Genomic DNA, 19,939 nt, shown 5'->3' with positions numbered 1-19,939 from the left:
AGCCGGTCCGGACCGAGGTGGGGCCCGGCCCTCCCGCCGGAGGGCCGGGCCGTTCCCCGTCGGCCGGAACCGCGGGTGAGGCCGGCGGGGAGACGGGGGTGGGGCAGCGCCCCTGCGGGGCGCGGGGCTCCGGACAGGCGGCTCGGCCGCGTGGACGCGACCGGCCACGAGGGTGCCGCTGCCGAAACACGGCCCGGCGCGGCACCCACCCCGTCGCTGCTCTGCCGACGGAGCTCTCAGCGCGTGCTGGTCAGGGACGACCCGTCGGTCGCCGAGCCGGCGCCGGACTGGTCGCTCCCGCCGCCGGACTGGTCGCCGGTGCCGACGCCGTTCCCGGACTGGTCACCGGCGCCGGACTGGTCACCGGCCGAGGCGGACGGGTCGGCCGAGGCGGACTGGTCACCCGCACCGGACTGGTCGCCCGCCGAGGCGGACGGGTCGGCCGCACCGGACTGGTCGCCCGCCGAGGCGGACGGGTCGGCCGCGCCGGACTGGTCACCCGCACCGTTGCCCGCGTTGCCGCCGTTGCCGCCGTTGCCGCCGTTGCCGCCGTTGCCGCCGTTGCCGAGTGTCGCGCCGGTGGCCTGCAGGGCCGCGGTGACCGGCTGGAAGAAGGTCTCGCCGCCGCTGGTGCAGTCGCCGCTGCCGCCGGAGGTGAGGCCGACAGCGCCGCCGTCCTGGGTGAACAGGGAGCCGCCGCTGTCGCCGGGCTCGGCGCAGACGTTGGTCTGGATGAGGCCGTTGACGGTGTCGGTGCCGCCGGGGTTCGTCTCGCTCGCGAAGTTGACGGTGGCGTCGAGCCCGGTGACCTGGCCGTCGTGCAGACCGGTGGTGGAACCCATGCGGAACACGGTCTCACCGACGGTGGCGTCGGCGGCCTGGGTGATCTGCACGGTCTGCCCGTTGCCGGTGTTGACCTCGCTGGGCGCCTGGGTGTTCGCGTCCGTGTACTTGACGAGCGAGAAGTCGTTGCCGGGGAACTTGGCCTGGTCGACGGATGCGATCGGCTGGCCGTTCTGGGAGTCGGACCAGTCCTTCGCGGCGACTCCGCAGTGACCGGCCGTCAGGAAGGCGGGGCTGCCGTCGGACGCGGTGACGTTGAAGCCGAGGGAGCAGCGCACGCCGCCCTGCTGGGTCTGGGAGAAGATGGCGTCGCCGCCCGAGACGAAGGTCTTGAAGCTGCCGGCCGACTTCTTCAGAGTCGCCATGCCGGAGCCGAGGCTCTGCACCGTCGACTGCAGTCTGTTCCACTTGGCGCCGGTGACGGTGGAGTCGGCGGTGACCAGGATCTTGTTGGTGCGCGGGTCCACGGCCCAGGAGGTACCGGGAATCGTCGCCTTGGTCTTCAGCGTGCCGGCGGCGCTCTTGAGGGCACGGGTGCTGTTCTTCACCTGACGGACGACCGCGCCGGCCTTCTTCGCCTGGGCGATCACGTTGTTGTCGCCGCTGACGACGTTGACGACCAGCTGCTGCTTGGCGCCGTCGTAGTACGCGCCGGCGGCGGCGTCACCGAGGGCCTTCTCAAGCTGGGCGGCCAGGTTCGAGGCCTGGGTGGCCTTCAGTGTCTTCGTGCTGCCGGTGACGCCCGCGGCCTGGTTGCCGTTGTCCTGCGACGCGTTGGCGTTGGGCAGCAGGATGGCCGCTGCTCCGAGCGCCGCGACACCGCCCACCGCTATCGCGACCTTGCGCTTGGGCATTCGCTTGTGACTCAAACTTCTCGACCTCCTGGGGACGGGGGTCTGCCACTGACGGGCAGTTCGTTTCGGGGCGCCTGGATGGCCGTACGTACGCGCCGGCCGCGCGGTGTGTTCAATTCCGTTTCCCAACGGCCGTACCGGGCGGGCGAATCGGCCATGCTCCGCGTGTCATGGCGGGCGGCCGGGAACAATCCGCCATATGACGATGACCCCCGCCGAAGCCGACAAGATCCTCTCCGTGAACTTCGCCCCGTGGGTGCTCGATCTCGCCCTGACCGTCGAGGCGGTGGGCGAGGGCCGGGCCGTGCTGCGACTGCCCTGGTCCGAGCGGCTGGCCCGGGAGGGCGGCGGGATGTCGGGACAGGCGCTGATGGCGGCCGCCGACACGGCGACGGTGATCGCGGTGTCCGCCGCGCGGGGCGGCTTCGTGCCGATGACGACGGTTCAGCAGTCGACGTCGTTCCAGCGGGCGGTGACCGGTTCCGATGTCCGGATCGAAGCGGTGCTGACGAAGCTGGGCCGCCGGATGGCGTTCGCCGACATCACGATGAGCGACGCCGGTTCGGGGGCGCTCGCGGCCCGGGCGAGCACGGTGTACGCGATTCTGGGCTGACACGTTCCGCTACCGATCAGTAACGGTCCGCTCCGGGCACGATGTGGAATCCCTGCTTCAGGGAATCTACACATTGAATACTCAACCAAGTCACTGCCGACCGGGGATCTGCACATCCGCGCGCCCCCCGGCACTCCATTGGCGAGGAGTGCCGGATTCGCCGACCGGCAGGCAAGGGGCCGGACGCACCGAAGCCGTGCCGCATGTGAAGGAGTCGCCGACACGGCGTGCGCACGCCTGCACGGATGAACTCTCGCGCCCATCAAGTGCGCAGGTGAGAGCCCTGGTTGATTGGAAGCGCGCCCCGCCTGCGTGCTTTGATCCATCGCATCGCGGGGGTTGCGGCGGGCTCCTGGAGACAGGGGCCCGGCCTCCCGCGGTCGCGGCCGTCCGTCTGTCCCCAGAGGGGGCCGCTCCCCCCTTGTGAAATACCCATCAGGAAGGGAAGTTCCACCATGAACTCCACCCCCCAGGTTGAGACCGTCGAGATCTCGGACGCCGAGCTGGACAACGTCTCCGGCGGTCTGTCCGTGAACGCCCTCAACACCGTGACCGGCGCCGTCAACGGCATCGCCCCGGTCTCCGGCGTGGCCAACACCGCCATCGGCACCGTCCAGGGCGTCACCGGCCTGAACGTCCAGCCGGTCACCGACCTGGTCGCCGGTCTCTGATCGCGCCTTGCGTCGTCGAGTCCCGGAGCCGTCCCTCGGCTCCGGGACTTGCCGGTGCCCTGAAACAGCAGCGTCTCCCCCACAGGTGAGGGAAGTCCCGTGCAGTTCCGCCAACAGGCCCTCGCCAAGCTCCAGTCGCCCGAAGAGCTGGACCTGCCCGTGCGGCTGGCCCGGCCGCAGGGCTGGCTCGCCCTGGGCGTCACCGTCGTCGTCATGGCGGCGGCCTCCGTCTGGGCCGTGACCGGTTCGGTCGCCTCCACGGTCAGCGCACCGGCCGTCCTCACCCACGGGCAGGGCAGCTATCTGCTGCAGAGCCCGGTGTCCGGCCAGGTGACGGCCGTCCTCGCCAGACAGGGCGAGCGGCTGCCCGCGAACGCGCCCGTCCTCAAGGTCCGTACGAGTCAGGGCGATTCCGTGGTCCGCACCGTCGCCGCCGGCCGCGTCACCACGCTCGCCGCCACCATCGGGCAGATCATCCAGACCGGCACGAACGTCGCCGCCGTGGAGAAGGCCGCCCACGCCTCCGACCCGCTGTACGCGACCGTGTACGTCCCCGCCGAGAACGCCGCCGCCATCCCGGCGCACGCCTCCGTCGACCTCACCGTCTCCTCGGTGCCGACCCAGACGTACGGCGTGCTGCGCGGCCGGGTGAAGTCCGTGGACCGCACCGCCCAGTCCGCCCAGTCGATCTCCGCGTTCCTCGGCGACAGCCAGCTCGGTGAGCAGTTCACCCGCAGGGGCCGCCCGGTGGCCGTCCTGGTGGCACTCGACGCCGCACCGGACACGAAGAGCGGCTATCGCTGGTCCACCACCGACGGACCGCCGTTCCGGCTCGACTCCATGACACTCGCCTCCGGTTCCATCAAGCTGGCCGACCAGCGTCCCGTCGATTGGCTGCTCCCGTGACCACCACACAGGAACGCGGCCGCAGACGCGCCGCCCCGGCCAAACGGCCGGTCCCCAAGCCCCGTGGCGGCACGGTCCGTACGCCCACCGTGCTCCAGATGGAGGCCGTCGAGTGCGGCGCCGCCTCGCTGGCGATGGTTCTCGCGCACTACGGCCGGCACGTCCCGCTGGAGGAACTGCGTATCGCCTGCGGTGTCTCCCGCGACGGCTCACGCGCCTCCAACCTGCTGAAGGCGGCCCGCGGTTACGGCCTCACCGCCAAGGGCATGCAGATGGACCTGGCCGCACTCGCCGAGGTGCGGGCACCGGCCATCCTGTTCTGGGAGTTCAACCACTACGTCGTCTTCGACGGCATGGGCCGCCGCTTCGGCCGCCGGGGCGTCCACATCAACGACCCCGCCAAGGGCCGCCGGTTCGTGCCCATGGAGGAGTTCGACGGCAGCTTCACCGGTGTGGTGCTGGTACTGGAGCCGGGCGACGGATTCACCAACGGCGGGCGCAAGCCTGGCGTGCTCGGCGCGATGCCGGCCCGGCTGCGCGGCACCGCGGGCACCCTGCCCGCCGCCGTCCTGGCCAGTCTCCTGCTGGTCGCGGTCGGCGCCGCGGTGCCCGCGCTCAGCCGCACCTACATCGACACGTTCCTCATCGGCGGCCAGACCTCCCTGCTGGGCGTGCTGTTCGCCTCGATGGCCACCTGCGTGCTGCTCACGCTGGTGCTGACCTGGCTGCAGCAGGCCAACCTGCTGCACGGCCGGATCATCTCCTCCACCCTCTCCAGCGCCCGGTTCCTGCGCCATCTGCTGCGGCTGCCGGTGACGTTCTTCGCCCAGCGCTCCCCCGCCGACCTGGTGCAGCGCCTGCAGTCCAACGACCAGGTGGCGGAGACCCTGGCCCGCGACCTCGCGGCGGCGGGCGTGGACGCCATCGTCGTCGTGCTGTACGCGGTGCTGCTCTACACCTACGACCCGCAGCTGACGGGCGTCGGCATCGGCGTGGCCCTGCTGAACGTGGTCGCCATGCGGCTGGTGGTACGGCTGCGCGCGACCCGTACCGCGAAGCTCCGGGCCGACACGGCACGGCTGACCAACACCTCGTACACCGGTCTTCAGCTGATCGAGACGATGAAGGCCACCGGCGGCGAGGACGGCTACTTCCGCAAGTGGGCCGGGCAGCACGCCACCACGCTGGAGGAACAGCAGCGGCTCGGTGTGCCGAGCGCCTGGCTGGGCGTGGTCGCCCCCACCCTCGCCACCTTCAACAGCGCGCTGATCCTGTGGATCGGCGGCCTGCGCGCGGTCGAGGGGCATATCTCGGTGGGTCTGCTGGTCGCCTTCCAGGCGCTGGTCACCCGCTTCACCGCGCCGCTGACCCGCCTCAACGGCGTGGCGGGCCGCATCCAGGACTTCGCGGCCGACGTGGCCCGGCTGAAGGACGTGGAGAACTTCCAGGCCGACCCGCTCTACGCCCGCCCCGGGGGTGCCGACTCCACGCGCCGACTGCACGGGCACGTCGAGCTGGAGAACGTCACCTTCGGCTACAGCCCGCTGGACCAGCCGTTGCTGACCGGCTTCGACCTGACCGTGGGCCCCGGGCAGCAGGTGGCGCTGGTCGGCGGCTCGGGCAGCGGCAAGTCCACGGTGTCCCGGCTGATCTCCGGCCTGTACACCCCGTGGGACGGGGTGATCCGTATCGACGGCCGCCGCCTCGAGGACATCCCGCGTGGCGCGCTCGCCGCCTCCGTCTCCTTCGTCGACCAGGACGTGTTCCTCTTCGAGGGCTCGGTCCGCGACAACATCGCCCTGTGGGACCCGTCGATCCCGGACGAGGCCGTGGTCGAGGCGCTGAAGGACGCGGCGCTGTACGACGTGGTGACGCGCCGGCCCGGCGGTATCCACAGCAGGGTCGAGCAGGACGGCCACAACTTCTCCGGCGGGCAGCGCCAGCGGCTGGAGATCGCGCGGGCGCTGGTGCGCCGGCCCAGCATCCTGGTGCTGGACGAGGTGACCAGCGCGCTGGACGCGGAGACCGAACTGGTCGTGATGGACAACCTGCGCCGGCGCGGCTGTGCCTGCGTGGTGATCGCGCACCGGCTGAGCACCGTCCGCGACAGCGACGAGATCGTCGTGCTGCAGCACGGCACGGTCGTCGAGCGCGGGCGCCACGAGGAGCTGGTGGCGCGCGGTGGCGCGTACGCCGCACTGGTCAGGGAGCGATGAGATGACGACTGTTCAGGAGGGATACGACGGCGACCTCGTGCTCGGTGCCCTGGGCTCCCTGGGCACGCGGGTCGACTGCGCGGGCTTCAACCGCCTCGACCTCGAAGGCCCGCAGGTGCTGTGGCTGGTCGCGGCCGGCGCGCTGGACCTGTTCGCGGTGGACGCCGGCCAGCAGGGCCACTGGCACCACCTGGGCCGGCTGGAGGCGGGCGCGCTGCTGCTCGGCCCGGTCGCCGGGCCCCAGCACACCCTGGTGGCCCGCCCGGTGCGGGACTGCGTGGTGCACCGGATCAGTCTGCGCGAGCTGTACCAGCCCGCGAACACCCAGACCTGGTCGTACGACGAGTACGGCAACCCGCAGTACGTGCCGCCGGCCACCAGCCCGCTGGAGTACGCGGTCGCGCTCGGTGTCGGCCGCGGCCTGTCCGTCCTGTTCCAGGCGCCGATGGCGGAGGAGCGGGCGGCCACGCCCACCGACGACGACGTGTTCTGGATGCAGGTACCGCCGGGCAGTGTCCAGTACGGCTCGCTGTACGGCGCGGAAGCCGCCGCCGACCTGCTGATGGACCCGGCGCTGTGGCAGTCGATGGTGGACCAGCAGTACCGGTTGCTGACCGCGCTGGACCGGTGGATCGAGCAGCTGGAGCGCACCCACGAGACCCGCACGGCCGCCGGGATCAAGGCCGGTGAGGCGGTGCGCGCCCAGGCCAACCAGACGCTGCTGGCGTCCATCGGCAAGCGCTCGGCCCGCCGGACCACGGCGGCCGACGCGGATGCCGGGTACGCGGCCTGCAAGCTGGTCGCCGAGGCGGCCGGGATCACGCTCGCCGAGCCGGCGCAGAGCGGCACCGAGAGCGAACGCCTCGATCCTGTGGAGCGGGTGGCGCTCGCCTCCCGGGTGCGCACCCGGGCCGTACGGCTGCAGGGGCGCTGGTGGCGGGAGAACGTGGGCCCGCTGGTCGGGCACCGGGCGTTGTCCGGGGCGCCGGTCGCCCTGCTGTGGCGGCGCGGCGGTTATGTCGCCGTCCACCCCGGAACGGGGCGCGAGACGCCGATCGAGAAGGCGAACGCGGAGGAGTTCGAGCCGCGCGCGGTGATGTTCTACCGGCCGCTGCCCGACCGGGGCCTCTCACCGCTCGGCCTGCTGCGGTTCAGCCTGCGCGGCACCCGCGGCGACCTGTCCGCGCTGCTGCTCGCGGGCCTGGTGACGGTGGCGATCGGCGCACTGGTGCCGGTCGCGACCGGCAAGGTGCTCGGCGAGTACGTGCCGACGGCGCAGACGGGCCTGATCGTCCAGGTGTGCCTGGCGGTGATGGTGAGCGGCGTGGTCGCGGCGGCGTTCACGCTGCTGGAGAACCTGTCCATCCTGCGCCTGGAGGGCCGGATCGAGGCGGCGCTGCAGCCGGCCGTATGGGACCGGTTGCTGCGGCTGCCCACCCGGTTCTTCACCCAGCGCTCCACCGGTGAACTCGCCAGTGCCGCGATGGGCATCAGCGCGATCCGCCGGCTGCTGGCGGGCGTCGGCCCGGTGGTCGCGCAGTCGGTGACCGTCGGCGCGATGAACCTGGGCCTGCTGTTCTGGTACAGCCCGTCGATGGCCATGGCGGCGATCGGCATGCTCGTCGTCATCGCGGCCGTGTTCCTGGGGCTCGGGCTGTGGCAGGTGCGCTGGCAGCGTCGTCTTGTGGTGCTCGGCAACAAACTGAACAACCAGGCCTTCCAGACCCTGCGGGGCCTGCCCAAGCTGCGGGTGGCGGCGGCCGAGAACTACGCCTACGCGGCCTGGGCCCGGGAGTTCGCGCACAGCCGGGAGCTGCAGCAGAAGGTCGGCCGGATCAAGAACCTCACCACGGTGCTCGGCGGGATCTACCTGCCGGTGTGCACCCTGCTGATGTTCATGCTGCTCGCGGGCCCGGCCAAGGGCGCGATGTCGGCGGCCGACTTCCTCACCTTCAACACCTCGGTGACGATGGTGCTGACCTCGGTCACCCAGCTGACCGGCTCCTTCGTGTCGGCGGTGGCCGCGCTGCCGCTGTTCGAGGAGATCAAGCCGGTCTTCGAGGCGACCCCCGAGGTGCGCACGTCGAGCACCCGGCCGGGCCCGCTGTCCGGCGCGATCGAGACCCGCCGGCTGTCCTTCCGGTACGCCGACGACGGCCCGCTCGTCCTGGACGACGTGTCCTTCGCCATCCGGCCGGGCGAGTTCGTGGCGGTCGTCGGCCCCAGCGGCTGCGGCAAGTCCACGCTGCTGCGGCTCCTCATCGGCTTCGACAAGCCGGTCTCCGGCAGTGTCCTGTACGACGGCCAGGACCTCTCGGCACTCGACCAGTCGGCGGTGCGCCGCCAGTGCGGGGTCGTGCTGCAGCACGCGCAGCCGTTCACCGGCTCCATCCTGGACGTCATCTGCGGCACCGAGCCGTACACGCCGGAGGAGGCGATGGCGGCGGCGGAGCTGGCGGGTCTCGCGGAGGACATCAAGCGCATGCCGATGGGCCTGCACACCATCGTGGCCGGCAACGGGGCGATCTCCGGCGGCCAGCGGCAGCGCCTGATGATCGCCCAGGCCCTGATCCGGCGTCCGCGGATCCTGTTCTTCGACGAGGCCACCAGCGCCCTGGACAACGACACCCAGCGCATCGTCATCGACAGCACCCGCAAGCTGAACGCCACCCGCGTGGTCATCGCGCACCGTCTGTCGACGGTCCTGGACGCCGACCGGGTGATCGTGATGGAGGACGGCAAGGTCGTCCAGCAGGGCACCCCGGCCGAGCTGCTCGCCGACACCACGGGCCGGCTGCACGAGCTGGTGCGCCGGCAGATGGCCTAGGGGGTGTCGTCGTCCCGCGGACGGTCGTCGTGGTGCGGAATCCAGTGGTGTTCGCAGAACCAGCGGCCGAACAGCGCGCCGCCGTAGATGACGAACCCGACCCCGATGAGCCAGGACTCCACCACGAGCACGGTTCCGACGGCACCGTAACTGAGCGCGTTGGTGACGCTGAGCGGGGTGAAGACCAGGTAGGAGAAGGCCCGCAGGCCCGCCAGGCCGACGACCGTGGCCACGGCTCCCGGGAACAGCGAGCGCCAGCGGATCTGGCCGCCGAGCAGGAACCACTGTCCCCACCAGAAGAACAGCACGCCGCTCATCGTGGACAGGGCGATCCGCTGGCCGCCGTGCAGGGCGTTCTTGGTCGCCACCTCCTGGTAGAGGTAGGCGGTGAGCACCACGAGCCACGTCGCCTGTCGCCAGACCCGGTGCCAGGGGCCGGAGGACAGACTCCAGATCCGCTCGTAGGCGTTCTGCACGCTGCCGCCGAAGGACACACCGAAGACGGCCAGCAGGACACCGCCCCAGACGCTGGTGGTGCCGATGACGTTGCGCGGCGGGCTGATGACGTCGGTGATCACATGGGCGGACCGGCCGGACAGGCCCATGCCGTCGGTGAGCCACGAGGCGAATCCGCCCCGCACCAGGGGGTCGGCGGCGGCGACCACGATCAGCAGCGGTGCCAGCGTCACCAGGGCCAGGGTGGCGAACCCCATGGCCCGGTGCATCAGTTCCAGCTCACGGCCGTGTTCGAACAGGGCCCCGGCCCTGAGCCACTCCCAAGCGCGGTGCAGGCCGCGCCGCCACCGCCTCACGGCTCCTCCCGTGCTCGCCGCCCACTCGCTCTCCAGTGCCGATTCATCCACCCCGGCGCGCTCCGGGCAACTCACGCCGGTGCCGTGTCGCGGGCCCGCCCCGGCGGTGACACGGTGGCGGGGTGAGCGGTTTGCGGGCGGTGCCCACCGGAGAATCGGAACCCGTGCGTACTCCTGCCGGGCTGCCCTCCCCGGAAGAGGCCGTGCCGAGCGATCGGCGGCGCCCGCTGATCCTGAGCGCGGGCATGGGGGCCGGTCATGACACCGTGGCCGCCGAACTGGCGCGCCGGGCCGCGGCGCACGGCCACGAGCCGCATGTGGCGGACGTGCTGCGGCTGCTGCCGTACGGCCTGGGCGGAGGGCTGCGCCGCTCGTACCAGGCGTCGGTGCGGCACTTTCCCTGGGTGTACGCCGGTGTGTACGGCGCGTTCCTGCGCGGCGGCCGGGTGCCGCGCCCGAGCGGGGTGCCGCTGGCCCGGCTCGCCGCCGAACGTCTGACGGACCTGGTGCGGCGGCTGGACGCCGACGTGGTGGTGTCCGTCTTCCACCTGGCGGCGCAGCTCACCGGTCATCTCCGGGCCCGGGGCGCGCTGCGGGTGCCGAGCGCCGTCTTCCTCGTCGACTTCGCCGTGCACCGGCAGTGGCTGCATCCGGGCAACGACCAGTACCTGTGCCTCACCGACGGGGCGGCGGCCGAGGTGCGCCGGGCACTGGGCAGGCCCGCCGTGGCGACCGGTCCGGCGGTCGCGCCGCAGTTCCACGTGTCGGCGCCCGGTGCGGCCGGGTGGCGTGAGCGGTTCGCCGGGCGGGCACCGGGCCGCCCGCCGGTGCTGCTGTCCGCCGGCGCCTGGGGCGCGGCGTCCCGGGCACGGGGCACCGCCCGGCTGCTGACGGGGGCCGGCTATCTGCCGGTGGCGCTGTGCGGGCGCAACGCGCGGCTGCGGGCGCGGGTGGCCCGGGTGCCGGGGGTGCTCGCCCTGGACTGGGTGGACGACATGCCCGGGCTGCTGTGTGCCGCGTACGCCCTGCTGGACAACGCGGCCGGCCAGACCGCCGTCCAGGCCCTGGCCGCCGGGCTGCCCGTGATCGGCTACCGGCCGCTGCCCGGCCACGGGGTCGACGGGGTCCGCCGCATGGCCGAGCTCGGCCTCGCGGAACTGGCCCCCGACGGGCGCACCCTGCTGGCGGCTCTGGACCGGCTCGCGGAGGACGGCCGGGAACGCAGGGAACGGGTGACCCGGGGGCACGCGCTGTTCCGGGACGACCCGATGGCGTGGGCGGCCGGGTGGTGACGCGGGGACACGCGGCCTCCCGGCACTGTCCGCCGACGCACCGGGCCGATGGTGCGGGGTGACACGAGGACGCGACTGCCTCCGGCCCGGCCCGCGGCGAACCTGACCAGATATCGCGCGGTGGTGTCGGGCGTGCCCGGACCGCCACCGAGGGCGGGTCGGTCGCCGCGGTGAGGCGGACGGGCCGTCGGGGACCACGCGAGGCCGGTCACTCAGCCGGAAAGGGTCGGTGGTCGCGGAGCGGGCCGACCGCCAGTCCCGCCTCCCGGCAGCCCTCCACGAGGGCCGGCAGGGCGCCGAGCGCCGAGCGCCAGCAGCCGGGGGCCGCGAGCCGGTCGGAGTCGTGCAGCAGGACGGTGCCGCCGCCCCGCAGGTCCGCCGCGACCAGGGTCCGCACGGACGCGGGGGTGGCGTCGGCCGTCCAGTCCCTGCCCCAGGCCGACCACAGCACCGTTCGCAGCCCGGCCCGCCGGGCCGCCAGCCAGCGTCCGGACGTGAGGATCCCGTACGGCGGCCGGTACCACTGGGGCCGGTGCCCACAGATGTCGTGCACCGCGCGGACGGTGCGGGCCACCTGCTCGGCGTCCCGGACGGGGGCGGGGCGCCAGGGGCGGTCGTGCGTCCAGCCGTGGACCGCGAGTTCGTGTCCGCGCCGGGCGGTCTCCCGGGCCAGCGCGGGATGACGCACCACGTTCTCGCCGAGCACGAAGAACGTCGCCCGCACACCGACGTCGTCCAGCGCGTCGAGGAAGTACGGCGTGGCCTCCGGGTCGGGGCCGTCGTCGAAGGTCAGCGCGACGTGCCGGCCGCGGCCGGTGCCGGACAGCCCGGGGAACAGCAGCAGCCGTACGCCGGGGAGCCAGGTGGCCGCCGGTCCGATGTGGGCGGCCGCGACCCCGACGGGCAGCAGCAGGGCCGCCTTGCGCCAGTTACGGCCGGAGGTCGGGGGCATCGCTGCACCGCCTTCCTGGTGGGTGGGCGCCCGCTCACGGGGGTGTGGCGTCCTGTCGGTGCGCACGGTTCGGGTGACGTCTCTTGCGGTCCCCGCGGTCCCCGCGGTCCCGCACGTGCGTGTCCCATTCCTGTCCGTCGTCCGAGGCGCGGGCGAGTCCGATGCTGCCCGCCCCGATCAGTCCGATGCCGATCACTTCGGGGATCACGCGCAGCCCGAGCTGGATCACCTCGTCGAACAGCACCCAGCCCAGGATGACGCTGGTCACCGCGTCGCCGAGGGTGAGGGCGGGCTGGGAGGCCGTCAGGGACCCGGCGCCCAGCGCGCTCTGCAGCAGCAGGAAGGCGACCAGTCCGGCGGCGCCGGTGGCGTACAGCGCCCAGTGGCCGAACATCGCGCCCGGCCCTTGGCCGAGCTGCCCCACGGCCTCCTTCAGCAGGGCCGCGGTGGTCGCGAAGGACACGGCCGAGGCGAGCCCGAACAGCGCGGCCCGGGAGGCACCCCTCGTCGGACGGGCGGCCACCGTCAGCAGCACCACGGCACCGAGCGCGCCGCTGCCGCCCACCAGCCAGGACCGGGGCGATGCCGTGGGCCGGCCGGCGGACGGCGAGGCCGCCACGAGGAAGAGGGCCAGCCCCACGGCGAGGGCGGCGAAGGCCAGCCAGGTCCGGCGGTCGGGCGCACGCCGGAAGACGACGCTGCCCACGACCAGCGTGAACAGCAGCTCGGCCGCGAGCAGGGGCTGGACGAGGGACAGGCTGCCCGTGGCCAGCGCCCCGCCCTGCAGCACGCTGGACAGGGCCAGCAGCCCGGTGCCCGCCAGCCAGTTCGGGCGTCGCAGCAGATGGGTCAGCCGGCGCAGCGCGGCGCCCGCTCCGCCGCCCTGGTCGGGCTCCTGCACGGCGGCCCGGCGCTGCAGCACCGAGGCGGACGCGTTGGAGAGCGCCGCGAGCAGGGCGAGCAGCACGGTGACGGCGGTCATGGCGGTTCATCCGAAGCGGGCGGCGAGCCGCCGGTAGAGCCCGGGCGCCACGCCGCGGACCCGGGCGGGGAAGCGCAGCCAGCCGGGGACGTACACCTCGTCCGTACCGTGCAGGACGGCGTTCCAGACGGCGTCGGCCACCCGTTCGGGTGACACCGGCCGCGGCCACGCCCGGGTGTAGGGGGCGCCCCGCCGCTCGAAGAACGGCGTGTCGACGGCGCCGGGGACCACATGGGTGACCCCCACCCCGGTGCGGCGCAGCTCGTAGCGCAGGGCGTCGGCGAAGGCGGCCAGGGCGGCCTTCGCGGCGGAGTACACGGCCTCGCCGCGCACGCCGAAGCTGCCGGCGACGGACCCGATGAGCACGATGCGCCCGGAACCGGCCGCGACCATGTGGGGCAGCAGGGCGCGTACGAGGTGCAGCGTGGCCAGCAGGTCGACGCCGACGATCTCGTCGATGCGGGCGTGCGGCATCCCGGTGAAGTCGCCGGCCCAGCCCACACCCGCGCTGGCCACCAGCAGGTCGAGGCGGCCCGCGTGGTCCAGGACGAGGTCGGTGAGCAGGCGGTCGGCGCCCGGCCGGGTGAGGTCCGCGGGCAGGGCCAGCGCGCCGGCCTGCGCGGCCACCTGCTCCAGACGGGTGGCGTCGCGTCCGTTCAGCACCAGCCGCCAGCCTCCCTCGGCGGCCAGCCGACGGGCGACGACGGCGCCGATGCCCGAGGAGGCGCCGGTCACCAGGGCGGTGCGGGTCCGGTCGGCCGGAGTCCCGGATCCGAGGACGGAACCCTCCTGAACGGCGGAGGTCGCGACCGGCCCGGTGCGGTTCGGCGGTCCTGCGGGGGGCGGGGGGTGGGACATGGTGACGACCTCACTGCGACGTGTGTGCACGGGCTCGCGCACTCCGGGGCCGAACCCTCGCGGTGTATCCAGGGCGCCACACACTGAAACTCCGCGCACGGCGGGACCGCGCCGCACGCCCGCGGCGGGCGAGGACGGATCCGGGGAGTGCCGGCGTGCGGGCCCGGACTGGTGGCGCCACGCGGGGCCCGTGCGGGAGCAGGGTCCGTACACCGAGGTGCCGATGGGCGATGCGGATCCGGTCGGTCCGACGGCCACCCCTCGGCCTGCGCCGACGAGTGGAACGCCGGTCGGCGGACCGGCTCCGGGGCCGGCGGCCGTATGCCGGGACCCTCGGCATCCAGCCGCCCGAGGACCTTCGGCCTCTGGGAGCGGAGGGGCGTGGCGCGCGCGGCGCTCGACGCGGGCCTGCCCCTGCGCGACCGGTCGATCCAGGTGAGACGTGGAGCAGTCACGGGTCGGGCGCCCGTCCGGACCGCCGGTGGTGGGACCCGGCCCGCCCCACGGCCGGGACCGGCCGCGGGCGAGCGCGCACCGGACCGCGGTGGGCCGCACGATCCGATCGCGGCCTCCCGCGTCCGCCGGTACGACGTGCCGCGCGGCCACGACCGCGTCCTGCCGCTGCACGCCGACGCGGCGGACGGGACACGGGGCTGCGGAACTCGCCGAGGATGCGGCACGGCGGGCCTGTGGGCGGCTGGTCTCCTCCTGGGTGCTGAGCGGACGGGGACGACCCCGGTTTCCCGCGCCGGGTCCGGTGCTCAGGAACACGGCGGGCGAGTTCCGCGCCGGCACGCGTGCGTGGGAAGCACCGCGTTCCTCGTGTGCCCGGGCGGCCATCCGGGCGTGCGGGTGGCTCCGGCGGGTCCGGCGCGCTGTCCGCGGCCCTGGCCCGGCGGTCCGCGAGCCGACCGGTGCGGCCGCCGTCGCTCGGCGCGGATGCCCGGCGGTGCGCTCCGGCGCCGGTCAGTCCAGGCCGGGCACGGGCGCGCCGGAGGGCACACCGGCACCGAGGTAACCGTCGTAGAACGCCTTCCAGGACGCGCTCGGCCCGGCGTGCGGGCCCTCGAAACGCTCGCCGCGGACCTTGGCGTCCAGCGCGGCGAGGCACACCTCCCAGCCGGCGCCGTTGCGGGCGGCGGTGTCGGCGGCGCCGAGGACGTCGGTCAGCGTGAACCGGGTGCCTCGGGCGCCGACGGCCTCCAGGTCGAAGTGGAGTTCGTCGCCGCCCCACGCGAAGGACAGGTGCCGGGGCGGGTCGACGGCGAGTACCCGGCCGGTGGACTCGGGCATGTCCGGGTCGCCGGTGAAGCGGATGGTGCCGCCGGGACGCAGCTCCATCTCGGCGCGGGAGGGGAACCACTGGGCGAGTTCGTCGGGGTCGGTGACGAACCGCCAGACGCGGTCCACGGGGTGGTCGTAGGTGCGGCTGAACCGGACGGCGGGGCGGCCGTCGTCCAGGGTCAGGTAGGTGCCGGTGAGGTCGACGGGCATGGTGGTTCAGTCCTTCTGGGGCGGGGGGTGCGGGGGGTCGTCCGGCGCTTCGTCGAGGCGCCTGCCCAGGGCGTCCAGGCTGCGGTTCCACAGCCTGCGGTAGGGCTCCAGCCAGGCGTCGAGCGCGGCGATCGGCGCCGGGTCGAGGGCGTAGACGCGGCGCTGCGCGTCCTGGCTGACCCGGACCAGACCCGCCTCGCGGAGCACCTTCAGGTGCTTGGACGTGCTGGGCTGGCTCAGTCCGCAGGATTCGACGATCTCTCCGACGGACCGGGGGCGGTCCCGCAGGAGCGCGACGATGGCCCGCCGGTGCGGGTCGGCGAGGGCGGACCAGAGCACTGCGTCGGACATACCAGCGAATATGCCGTGACAGTTATATGCCCGTCAAGGAATACACGTCGCACCGAACTCAAAACAAGCGAAACGTTGCCGTTTCGCTGGAGGTGTTCTAGGCTCGACGTGTACGAAACAGTTTCGTTTACGGGCTGTTTGCGAACGACTTCCCCTGGAGTGGTTCTCCATGTCCCAGAAGACCCTGGCCGAGGGCTCCCGAGCCGAGGCCGCGGCGATCGAGCACGGCGCGGCCTCGCCGAGGCGGTGGTGGATCCTCGCGGTCATCGCCGTCGCCCAGCTGATGGTCGTCCTCGACGCCACGATCGTGAACATCGCGCTGCCGTCCGCCCAGACCGACCTCGGCTTCTCCGACGGCAACCGGCAGTGGATCGTGACGGCGTACGCCCTCGCCTTCGCCTCCCTGCTGCTGCTCGGCGGGCGCATAGCCGACCTCTTCGGCCGCAAGCCCGCCTTCCTCGTCGGCGTCGTCGGCTTCGCCGCGGCCTCCGCGCTCGGCGGTGCCGCGAACGGCTTCACCATGCTGGTCGCCGCCCGTGCCCTGCAGGGTGCCTTCGGCGCACTGCTCGCGCCCGCCGCGCTGTCGCTGCTCAACACCACCTTCACCGACGCCCGGGAACGGGCCCGCGCCTTCAGCGTGTACGGCGCGATCGCCGGCGCCGGCGGTGCCGTGGGCCTGCTGCTCGGCGGCGTGCTGACCGACGCCCTCGACTGGCGCTGGACCCTGTACGTGAACGTGGCCATCGCGGTCGTCGCCTTCGCCGGCGGCTGGATCCTGCTGGGCAACCACCGCGACGCGGCGAACGCCAAGCTGGACGTGCCGGGCACGGTGCTCGTGGCCGCCGGCCTGTTCTCCCTGGTCTACGGCTTCTCCAACGCCGAGACCCACGACTGGGGCTCGCCGCTGACCTGGGGCTTCCTGATCGCCGGCGGAGCGCTCCTGACGGCCTTCGCCTGGTGGCAGACCCGGGCCGCGCACCCGCTGCTGCCGCTGCGCATCCTGCTCGACCGGGACCGGGCGGCCTCCTTCCTCGCGGTGCTGATCACCGGCGCGGGCATGTTCGGCGTGTTCCTCTTCCTGACCTACTACCTCCAGCTCAACCTCGGCTTCAGCCCGACGAAGACCGGCGTCGCGTTCCTGCCGATGGTCGGCGCCCTGATGGTGACCGCGCAGGTGGGCACCACGCTCCTGCTACCCCGACTCGGCCCGAAGACCGTCATCCCGCTGGGCTTCGCGGTCGCCACGGCGGGCATGGCCTGGCTGACCGGCATCGGCCTCGGCTCGCACTACCTCAGCGCGGTGCTGCCCCAGCTGATCGTGATCGGCGTGGGCCTCGGCCTGGTCATGCCGCCGGCCATGCAGCTGGCCACCGGCGGGGTCGCCGCCGAGGACGCGGGCGTGGCCTCGGCGACCGTCAACGCCATGCAGCAGGTGGGCGGTTCGATCGGCACGGCCCTGCTGAACACCCTCGCCGCGAGCGCCGCCACCGACTACCTGTCCGGCCGGGACGCCACCAGCAAGCTGGTGCGGGCGCAGGCGACGATCGAGAGCTACACGACCGCCTTCTGGTGGTCCGCGGGCTTCTTCGCCGCCGGCGCGCTGCTGACCTTCCTGTTCTACCGGCGGGGGGTGCCGCAGCAGGACGCGAGCGCCGCGCCGGTCGTCCACATGTGACCGCCGGACCCGCCCGGACCCGGGGGGCCGCCGCCAGCAGGGAGACGGCGGCCCCTCGCCCTGCCACGGGGGGGCGTGCGGGCGGTCATGCGGTCCCCGTCGCGGCCGTCGCCGCACTCACCGGCCGGGGCCTGCCGCCGCACGGCCGGTGCTCTTCGGCCCTACCGCCGGTGCCTGCGTGCCGACCCGGACCTCCGCCTCCCGGTACGAGGAGGCGGGAAGGCCGCGCCGGTGGCTCCGGCCACGGGCGCCACCGGCGGGCGGTACCGGACAGGTGGCCCGGGCGCACCCCCGGCGGGACGCTTGAGACGGCACGGGCGGGTAACCCGTGATGGATCAAGACGTCGGCGACGACGGGAGGAGACGTCATGCCCGGTGGCAACGAGCACGAGGACCGGCCCGAGTCGGCCCTGGAGGAGGTGCTCCGGGAGGTCGAGGAGGCCGAGAAGCGCGACGAGGCCAAGACCCCGGGCGAGGCCGGGGATGCCATCACACCGAACACCGGAGCGCAGGAGCAGGCGGACGGGGACTGAGCCGACCGGCTCGGCGGGCCTCGCCCAGGTGCCTCCGCGCCCACGGGCGCGCGCCCCGGTGTCTTCCGGAGGTGGGGGTACCCGAGCCCCATGAACAGCCAGCCACGAGGACCCCGGCTGCCCCCGCCCCGAGGCCCGCTGTCCGCCGCGGTCGCCGCGTACCTGCGCGGCACGGGCCCCCTCCCCCGCCCCGCCGAGGCAGAGGCGGCGGATCCCTACGGCGACGACGCACAACTCGCCCTGTACCTCTGCTACGAGCTGCACTACCGGGGCTTCGCCGGCGTCGGCCCGCGGTATGAGTGGGACCCCGGGTTGCTGCGGGTCCGCGCCGCGCTGGAGCGGCGTTTCCTGTCCGCGCTGCGTGCGGACACGCCGGGCCACGACAGCCTCGACGACGCGCTCGCCGCGCTCCTGGTCGAACCGGCCGAGGGCACGGGCGTCACCCATTTCCTGTGCGCGGAGGGCGAGTGGTGGCACCTGCGCGAGTACGCCGCCCAGCGCTCCCTGTACCACCTGAAGGAGGCCGACCCGCACGCCTGGGTGCTGCCCCGGCTGTGGGGCCGGGCCAAGGCGGCGATGGCGGCGGTCGAGTTCGACGAGTTCGGCGGCGGCCGGGCCGACCGGGTGCACGCGCGTCTGTTCGCCGCGCTGATGGCGGACCTGGGCCTGGAGACCACCTACGGCCACTATCTGGACGCGGCCCGCGCGGAGATGCTGGCCGTCGTCAACCTGATGTCCCTGTTCGGCCTGCACCGCGAGCTGCGCGCCGCGCTGGTGGGTCACTTCGCCGAGGTGGAGATCACCTCGTCACCGGGTTCCCGCCGGCTCGCCGAGGCGATGCGCCGCACCGGCGCCGGAGCCGCCGCGGAGTTCTTCTACGACGAGCATGTCGAGGCGGACGCGGTCCACGAACAGGTCGTACGCCATGACGTGATCGGCGGACTGCTCGCCGAGGAGCCGGAACTCGCGGCGGACGTGGCCTTCGGGATCGACGCCACCGAGTACCTGGAGGACCGTCTGGCCCGTCGGCTGCTCACCGACTGGCGCGCCGGGCGCTCCTCACTGCGCACGCCCCTTGAGCCACACATGACCCGTACGCCGTGAATATCGGGGTACTCGTGCGAGGTGATCGCTGTGGTGCTCCCGGGCGTGTACGCCCCGCAGGACGACACGGAGCTGCTGGCCGAGGCCCTCCGCGAGGAGGCTCCGCCGGCCGGTGCGCATGTGCTCGACCTCGGCACCGGCAGCGGGGCGCTCGCTCTGGAGGCGGCCCGGCAGGGCGCCGAGGTGACCGCGGTGGACGTGTCCCGGCTGGCGGTGTGGACGGTACGGGTGAACGCGTGGCTGGCCCGGCTGCCGGTACGGATCCGGCGGGGCAACCTCTTCGGGCCCGTCCGGGGCCGCAGGTACGACCTGATCCTCGCGAACCCGCCCTACGTTCCGGCACCCGATGCCGGTCACGTCCCGCGTGGCAGGTCCCGGGCCTGGGACGCGGGCTGGGACGGGCGGCTGCTGCTGGACCGCATCTGCCGGGACGCGCCCGCGCTGCTGCGCCCCGGAGGGGTGCTGCTGACCGTGCACTCCGCGCTCAGCGATCCCTGCCGGACACTGGAACTGCTGCGCGCCGCGGGCCTGAAGGCCGCGGTGGTCCGGCGCCGGTGGATCGCCCTAGGGCCGGTACTGCGCTCCCGGGAGGACTGGCTGCGCAGGCGCGGTCTGCTCGCGCCGGGCGAGGAGAGGGAGGAGCTGGTGGTCGTCCGTGCCGAACGAATCCGCTGACCGGGGCCGCCGGATCACCATGCGGCGGGGGGAGCCGCTGCTGGTCGAGGGGCCGGTGGAGATCGAGCTGGAGGACGGCACCACGGTCTCCTCGGACCGTTTCCGTGTCGCTCTGTGTACGTGCCGGCGCAGTCGCCGTTACCCCTGGTGCGACACGAGTCACCGGCACAAGGGCAAGGACACCGACTGAAACCGCCTGTTTTTCGCCGCTCCCCGGGAAAGGCCCCCCACGGGCCCGCCCGGGGAGCGGCTGTGTGCCCGGAATCCGGCGGGCGGCCCCA

General features: G+C 73.5%; 18 protein-coding genes. 11 read left to right on the top strand and 7 right to left on the bottom strand.

Features of this window, described 5'->3' with window-relative positions; all coding sequences use genetic code 11:
* Positions 1-236: 236 nt before the first annotated feature.
* Positions 237-1,712 (bottom strand): S1 family peptidase, encoded by a 1,476-nt coding sequence (locus IE244_RS30585; RefSeq protein WP_229854424.1) that lies wholly within the window; start codon positions 1,710-1,712, stop codon positions 237-239.
* Positions 1,713-1,896: 184 nt separating this feature from the next.
* On the opposite strand from IE244_RS30585, the gene IE244_RS30580 reads away from it, so the two are divergent.
* The 5 genes from IE244_RS30580 to IE244_RS30560 all read left to right on the top strand — a co-directional run bounded on the left by IE244_RS30580 (position 1,897) and on the right by IE244_RS30560 (position 8,930).
* Complete coding sequence (locus tag IE244_RS30580; protein ID WP_191876796.1) at positions 1,897-2,310, top strand: PaaI family thioesterase; 414 nt, start codon at positions 1,897-1,899, stop codon at positions 2,308-2,310.
* A 455-nt stretch (positions 2,311-2,765) separates the two neighbouring features.
* On the top strand, positions 2,766-2,981 hold the full coding sequence (locus IE244_RS30575) for a type A2 lantipeptide (protein WP_191876795.1): 216 nt from the start codon (positions 2,766-2,768) through the stop codon (positions 2,979-2,981).
* A gap of 99 nt (positions 2,982-3,080) precedes the next feature.
* Entirely contained in the window at positions 3,081-3,887 is an 807-nt protein-coding gene (locus IE244_RS30570; RefSeq protein WP_191876794.1) for an HlyD family efflux transporter periplasmic adaptor subunit, read from the top strand.
* Positions 3,884-6,103 (top strand): NHLP family bacteriocin export ABC transporter peptidase/permease/ATPase subunit, encoded by a 2,220-nt coding sequence (locus IE244_RS30565; protein ID WP_191876793.1) that lies wholly within the window; start codon positions 3,884-3,886, stop codon positions 6,101-6,103. The genes IE244_RS30570 and IE244_RS30565 overlap by 4 nt, the downstream gene beginning before the upstream one ends.
* 1 nt (position 6,104) lies before the next feature.
* Positions 6,105-8,930: an NHLP bacteriocin export ABC transporter permease/ATPase subunit gene (locus IE244_RS30560; protein WP_191876792.1), complete on the top strand. Its 2,826-nt coding sequence runs from the start codon at positions 6,105-6,107 to the stop codon at positions 8,928-8,930.
* On the opposite strand, the gene IE244_RS30555 is transcribed toward IE244_RS30560, so the two are convergent.
* Entirely contained in the window at positions 8,927-9,742 is an 816-nt protein-coding gene (locus IE244_RS30555; RefSeq protein ID WP_191876837.1) for a YhjD/YihY/BrkB family envelope integrity protein, read from the bottom strand. The genes IE244_RS30560 and IE244_RS30555 overlap by 4 nt on opposite strands.
* 182 nt (positions 9,743-9,924) lie before the next feature.
* Here IE244_RS30555 and IE244_RS30550 point away from each other — a divergent pair, with 182 nt between their 5' ends.
* Positions 9,925-11,034, top strand: a complete 1,110-nt coding sequence (locus IE244_RS30550; RefSeq protein WP_444545079.1) for an MGDG synthase family glycosyltransferase — start codon at positions 9,925-9,927, stop codon at positions 11,032-11,034.
* A gap of 208 nt (positions 11,035-11,242) precedes the next feature.
* Here the strand turns inward: IE244_RS30550 and IE244_RS30545 are convergent, their stop codons facing one another.
* The 5 genes from IE244_RS30545 to IE244_RS30525 form a co-directional block, all read right to left on the bottom strand.
* The gene (locus IE244_RS30545) at positions 11,243-11,986 is read right to left on the bottom strand and encodes a polysaccharide deacetylase family protein (RefSeq protein WP_191876791.1); all 744 of its coding nucleotides are present in this window, start codon (positions 11,984-11,986) and stop codon (positions 11,243-11,245) included.
* A gap of 34 nt (positions 11,987-12,020) precedes the next feature.
* A complete protein-coding gene (locus IE244_RS30540; protein ID WP_191876790.1) occupies positions 12,021-12,968 on the bottom strand; it encodes a DMT family transporter in 948 nt (315 codons plus the stop codon).
* Between the two features lie 6 nt (positions 12,969-12,974).
* Entirely contained in the window at positions 12,975-13,826 is an 852-nt protein-coding gene (locus IE244_RS30535) for an SDR family NAD(P)-dependent oxidoreductase (RefSeq protein WP_191876789.1), read from the bottom strand.
* Positions 13,827-14,792: 966 nt separating this feature from the next.
* A complete protein-coding gene (locus IE244_RS30530; RefSeq protein WP_191876788.1) occupies positions 14,793-15,320 on the bottom strand; it encodes an SRPBCC family protein in 528 nt (175 codons plus the stop codon).
* 6 nt (positions 15,321-15,326) lie between these two features.
* Positions 15,327-15,671 carry an ArsR/SmtB family transcription factor gene (locus tag IE244_RS30525; protein ID WP_191876787.1) on the bottom strand — a complete coding sequence of 115 codons (345 nt, stop codon included), beginning with the start codon at positions 15,669-15,671 and terminating at the stop codon, positions 15,327-15,329.
* Between the two features lie 169 nt (positions 15,672-15,840).
* On the opposite strand from IE244_RS30525, the gene IE244_RS30520 reads away from it, so the two are divergent.
* The 5 genes from IE244_RS30520 (at position 15,841) to IE244_RS30500 (ending at position 19,848) form a co-directional block, all read left to right on the top strand.
* A complete protein-coding gene (locus tag IE244_RS30520) occupies positions 15,841-17,346 on the top strand; it encodes an MFS transporter (protein WP_191876786.1) in 1,506 nt (501 codons plus the stop codon).
* 368 nt (positions 17,347-17,714) lie between these two features.
* A complete protein-coding gene (locus tag IE244_RS30515) occupies positions 17,715-17,879 on the top strand; it encodes a hypothetical protein (protein WP_191876785.1) in 165 nt (54 codons plus the stop codon).
* A 90-nt stretch (positions 17,880-17,969) separates the two neighbouring features.
* A complete protein-coding gene (locus IE244_RS30510) occupies positions 17,970-18,983 on the top strand; it encodes an iron-containing redox enzyme family protein (RefSeq protein ID WP_191876784.1) in 1,014 nt (337 codons plus the stop codon).
* Positions 18,984-19,028: 45 nt separating this feature from the next.
* Positions 19,029-19,658, top strand: coding sequence for a HemK2/MTQ2 family protein methyltransferase (locus tag IE244_RS30505; RefSeq protein ID WP_191876835.1), 630 nt, complete (start codon positions 19,029-19,031; stop codon positions 19,656-19,658).
* Entirely contained in the window at positions 19,639-19,848 is a 210-nt protein-coding gene (locus IE244_RS30500) for a CDGSH iron-sulfur domain-containing protein (RefSeq protein ID WP_191876783.1), read from the top strand. Before IE244_RS30505 ends, IE244_RS30500 begins: the two co-directional genes overlap by 20 nt.
* The last annotated feature ends 91 nt before the right edge of the window (positions 19,849-19,939 follow it).

The sequence above is a fragment of the Streptomyces filipinensis genome, from assembly GCF_014649495.1.
In the GTDB taxonomy this organism is placed as follows: Bacteria; Actinomycetota; Actinomycetes; order Streptomycetales; family Streptomycetaceae; genus Streptomyces; species Streptomyces filipinensis.
The sequence above is the reverse complement of the archived record's forward strand: the minus strand, read 5'-3'. Positions and strand labels throughout refer to the sequence as shown.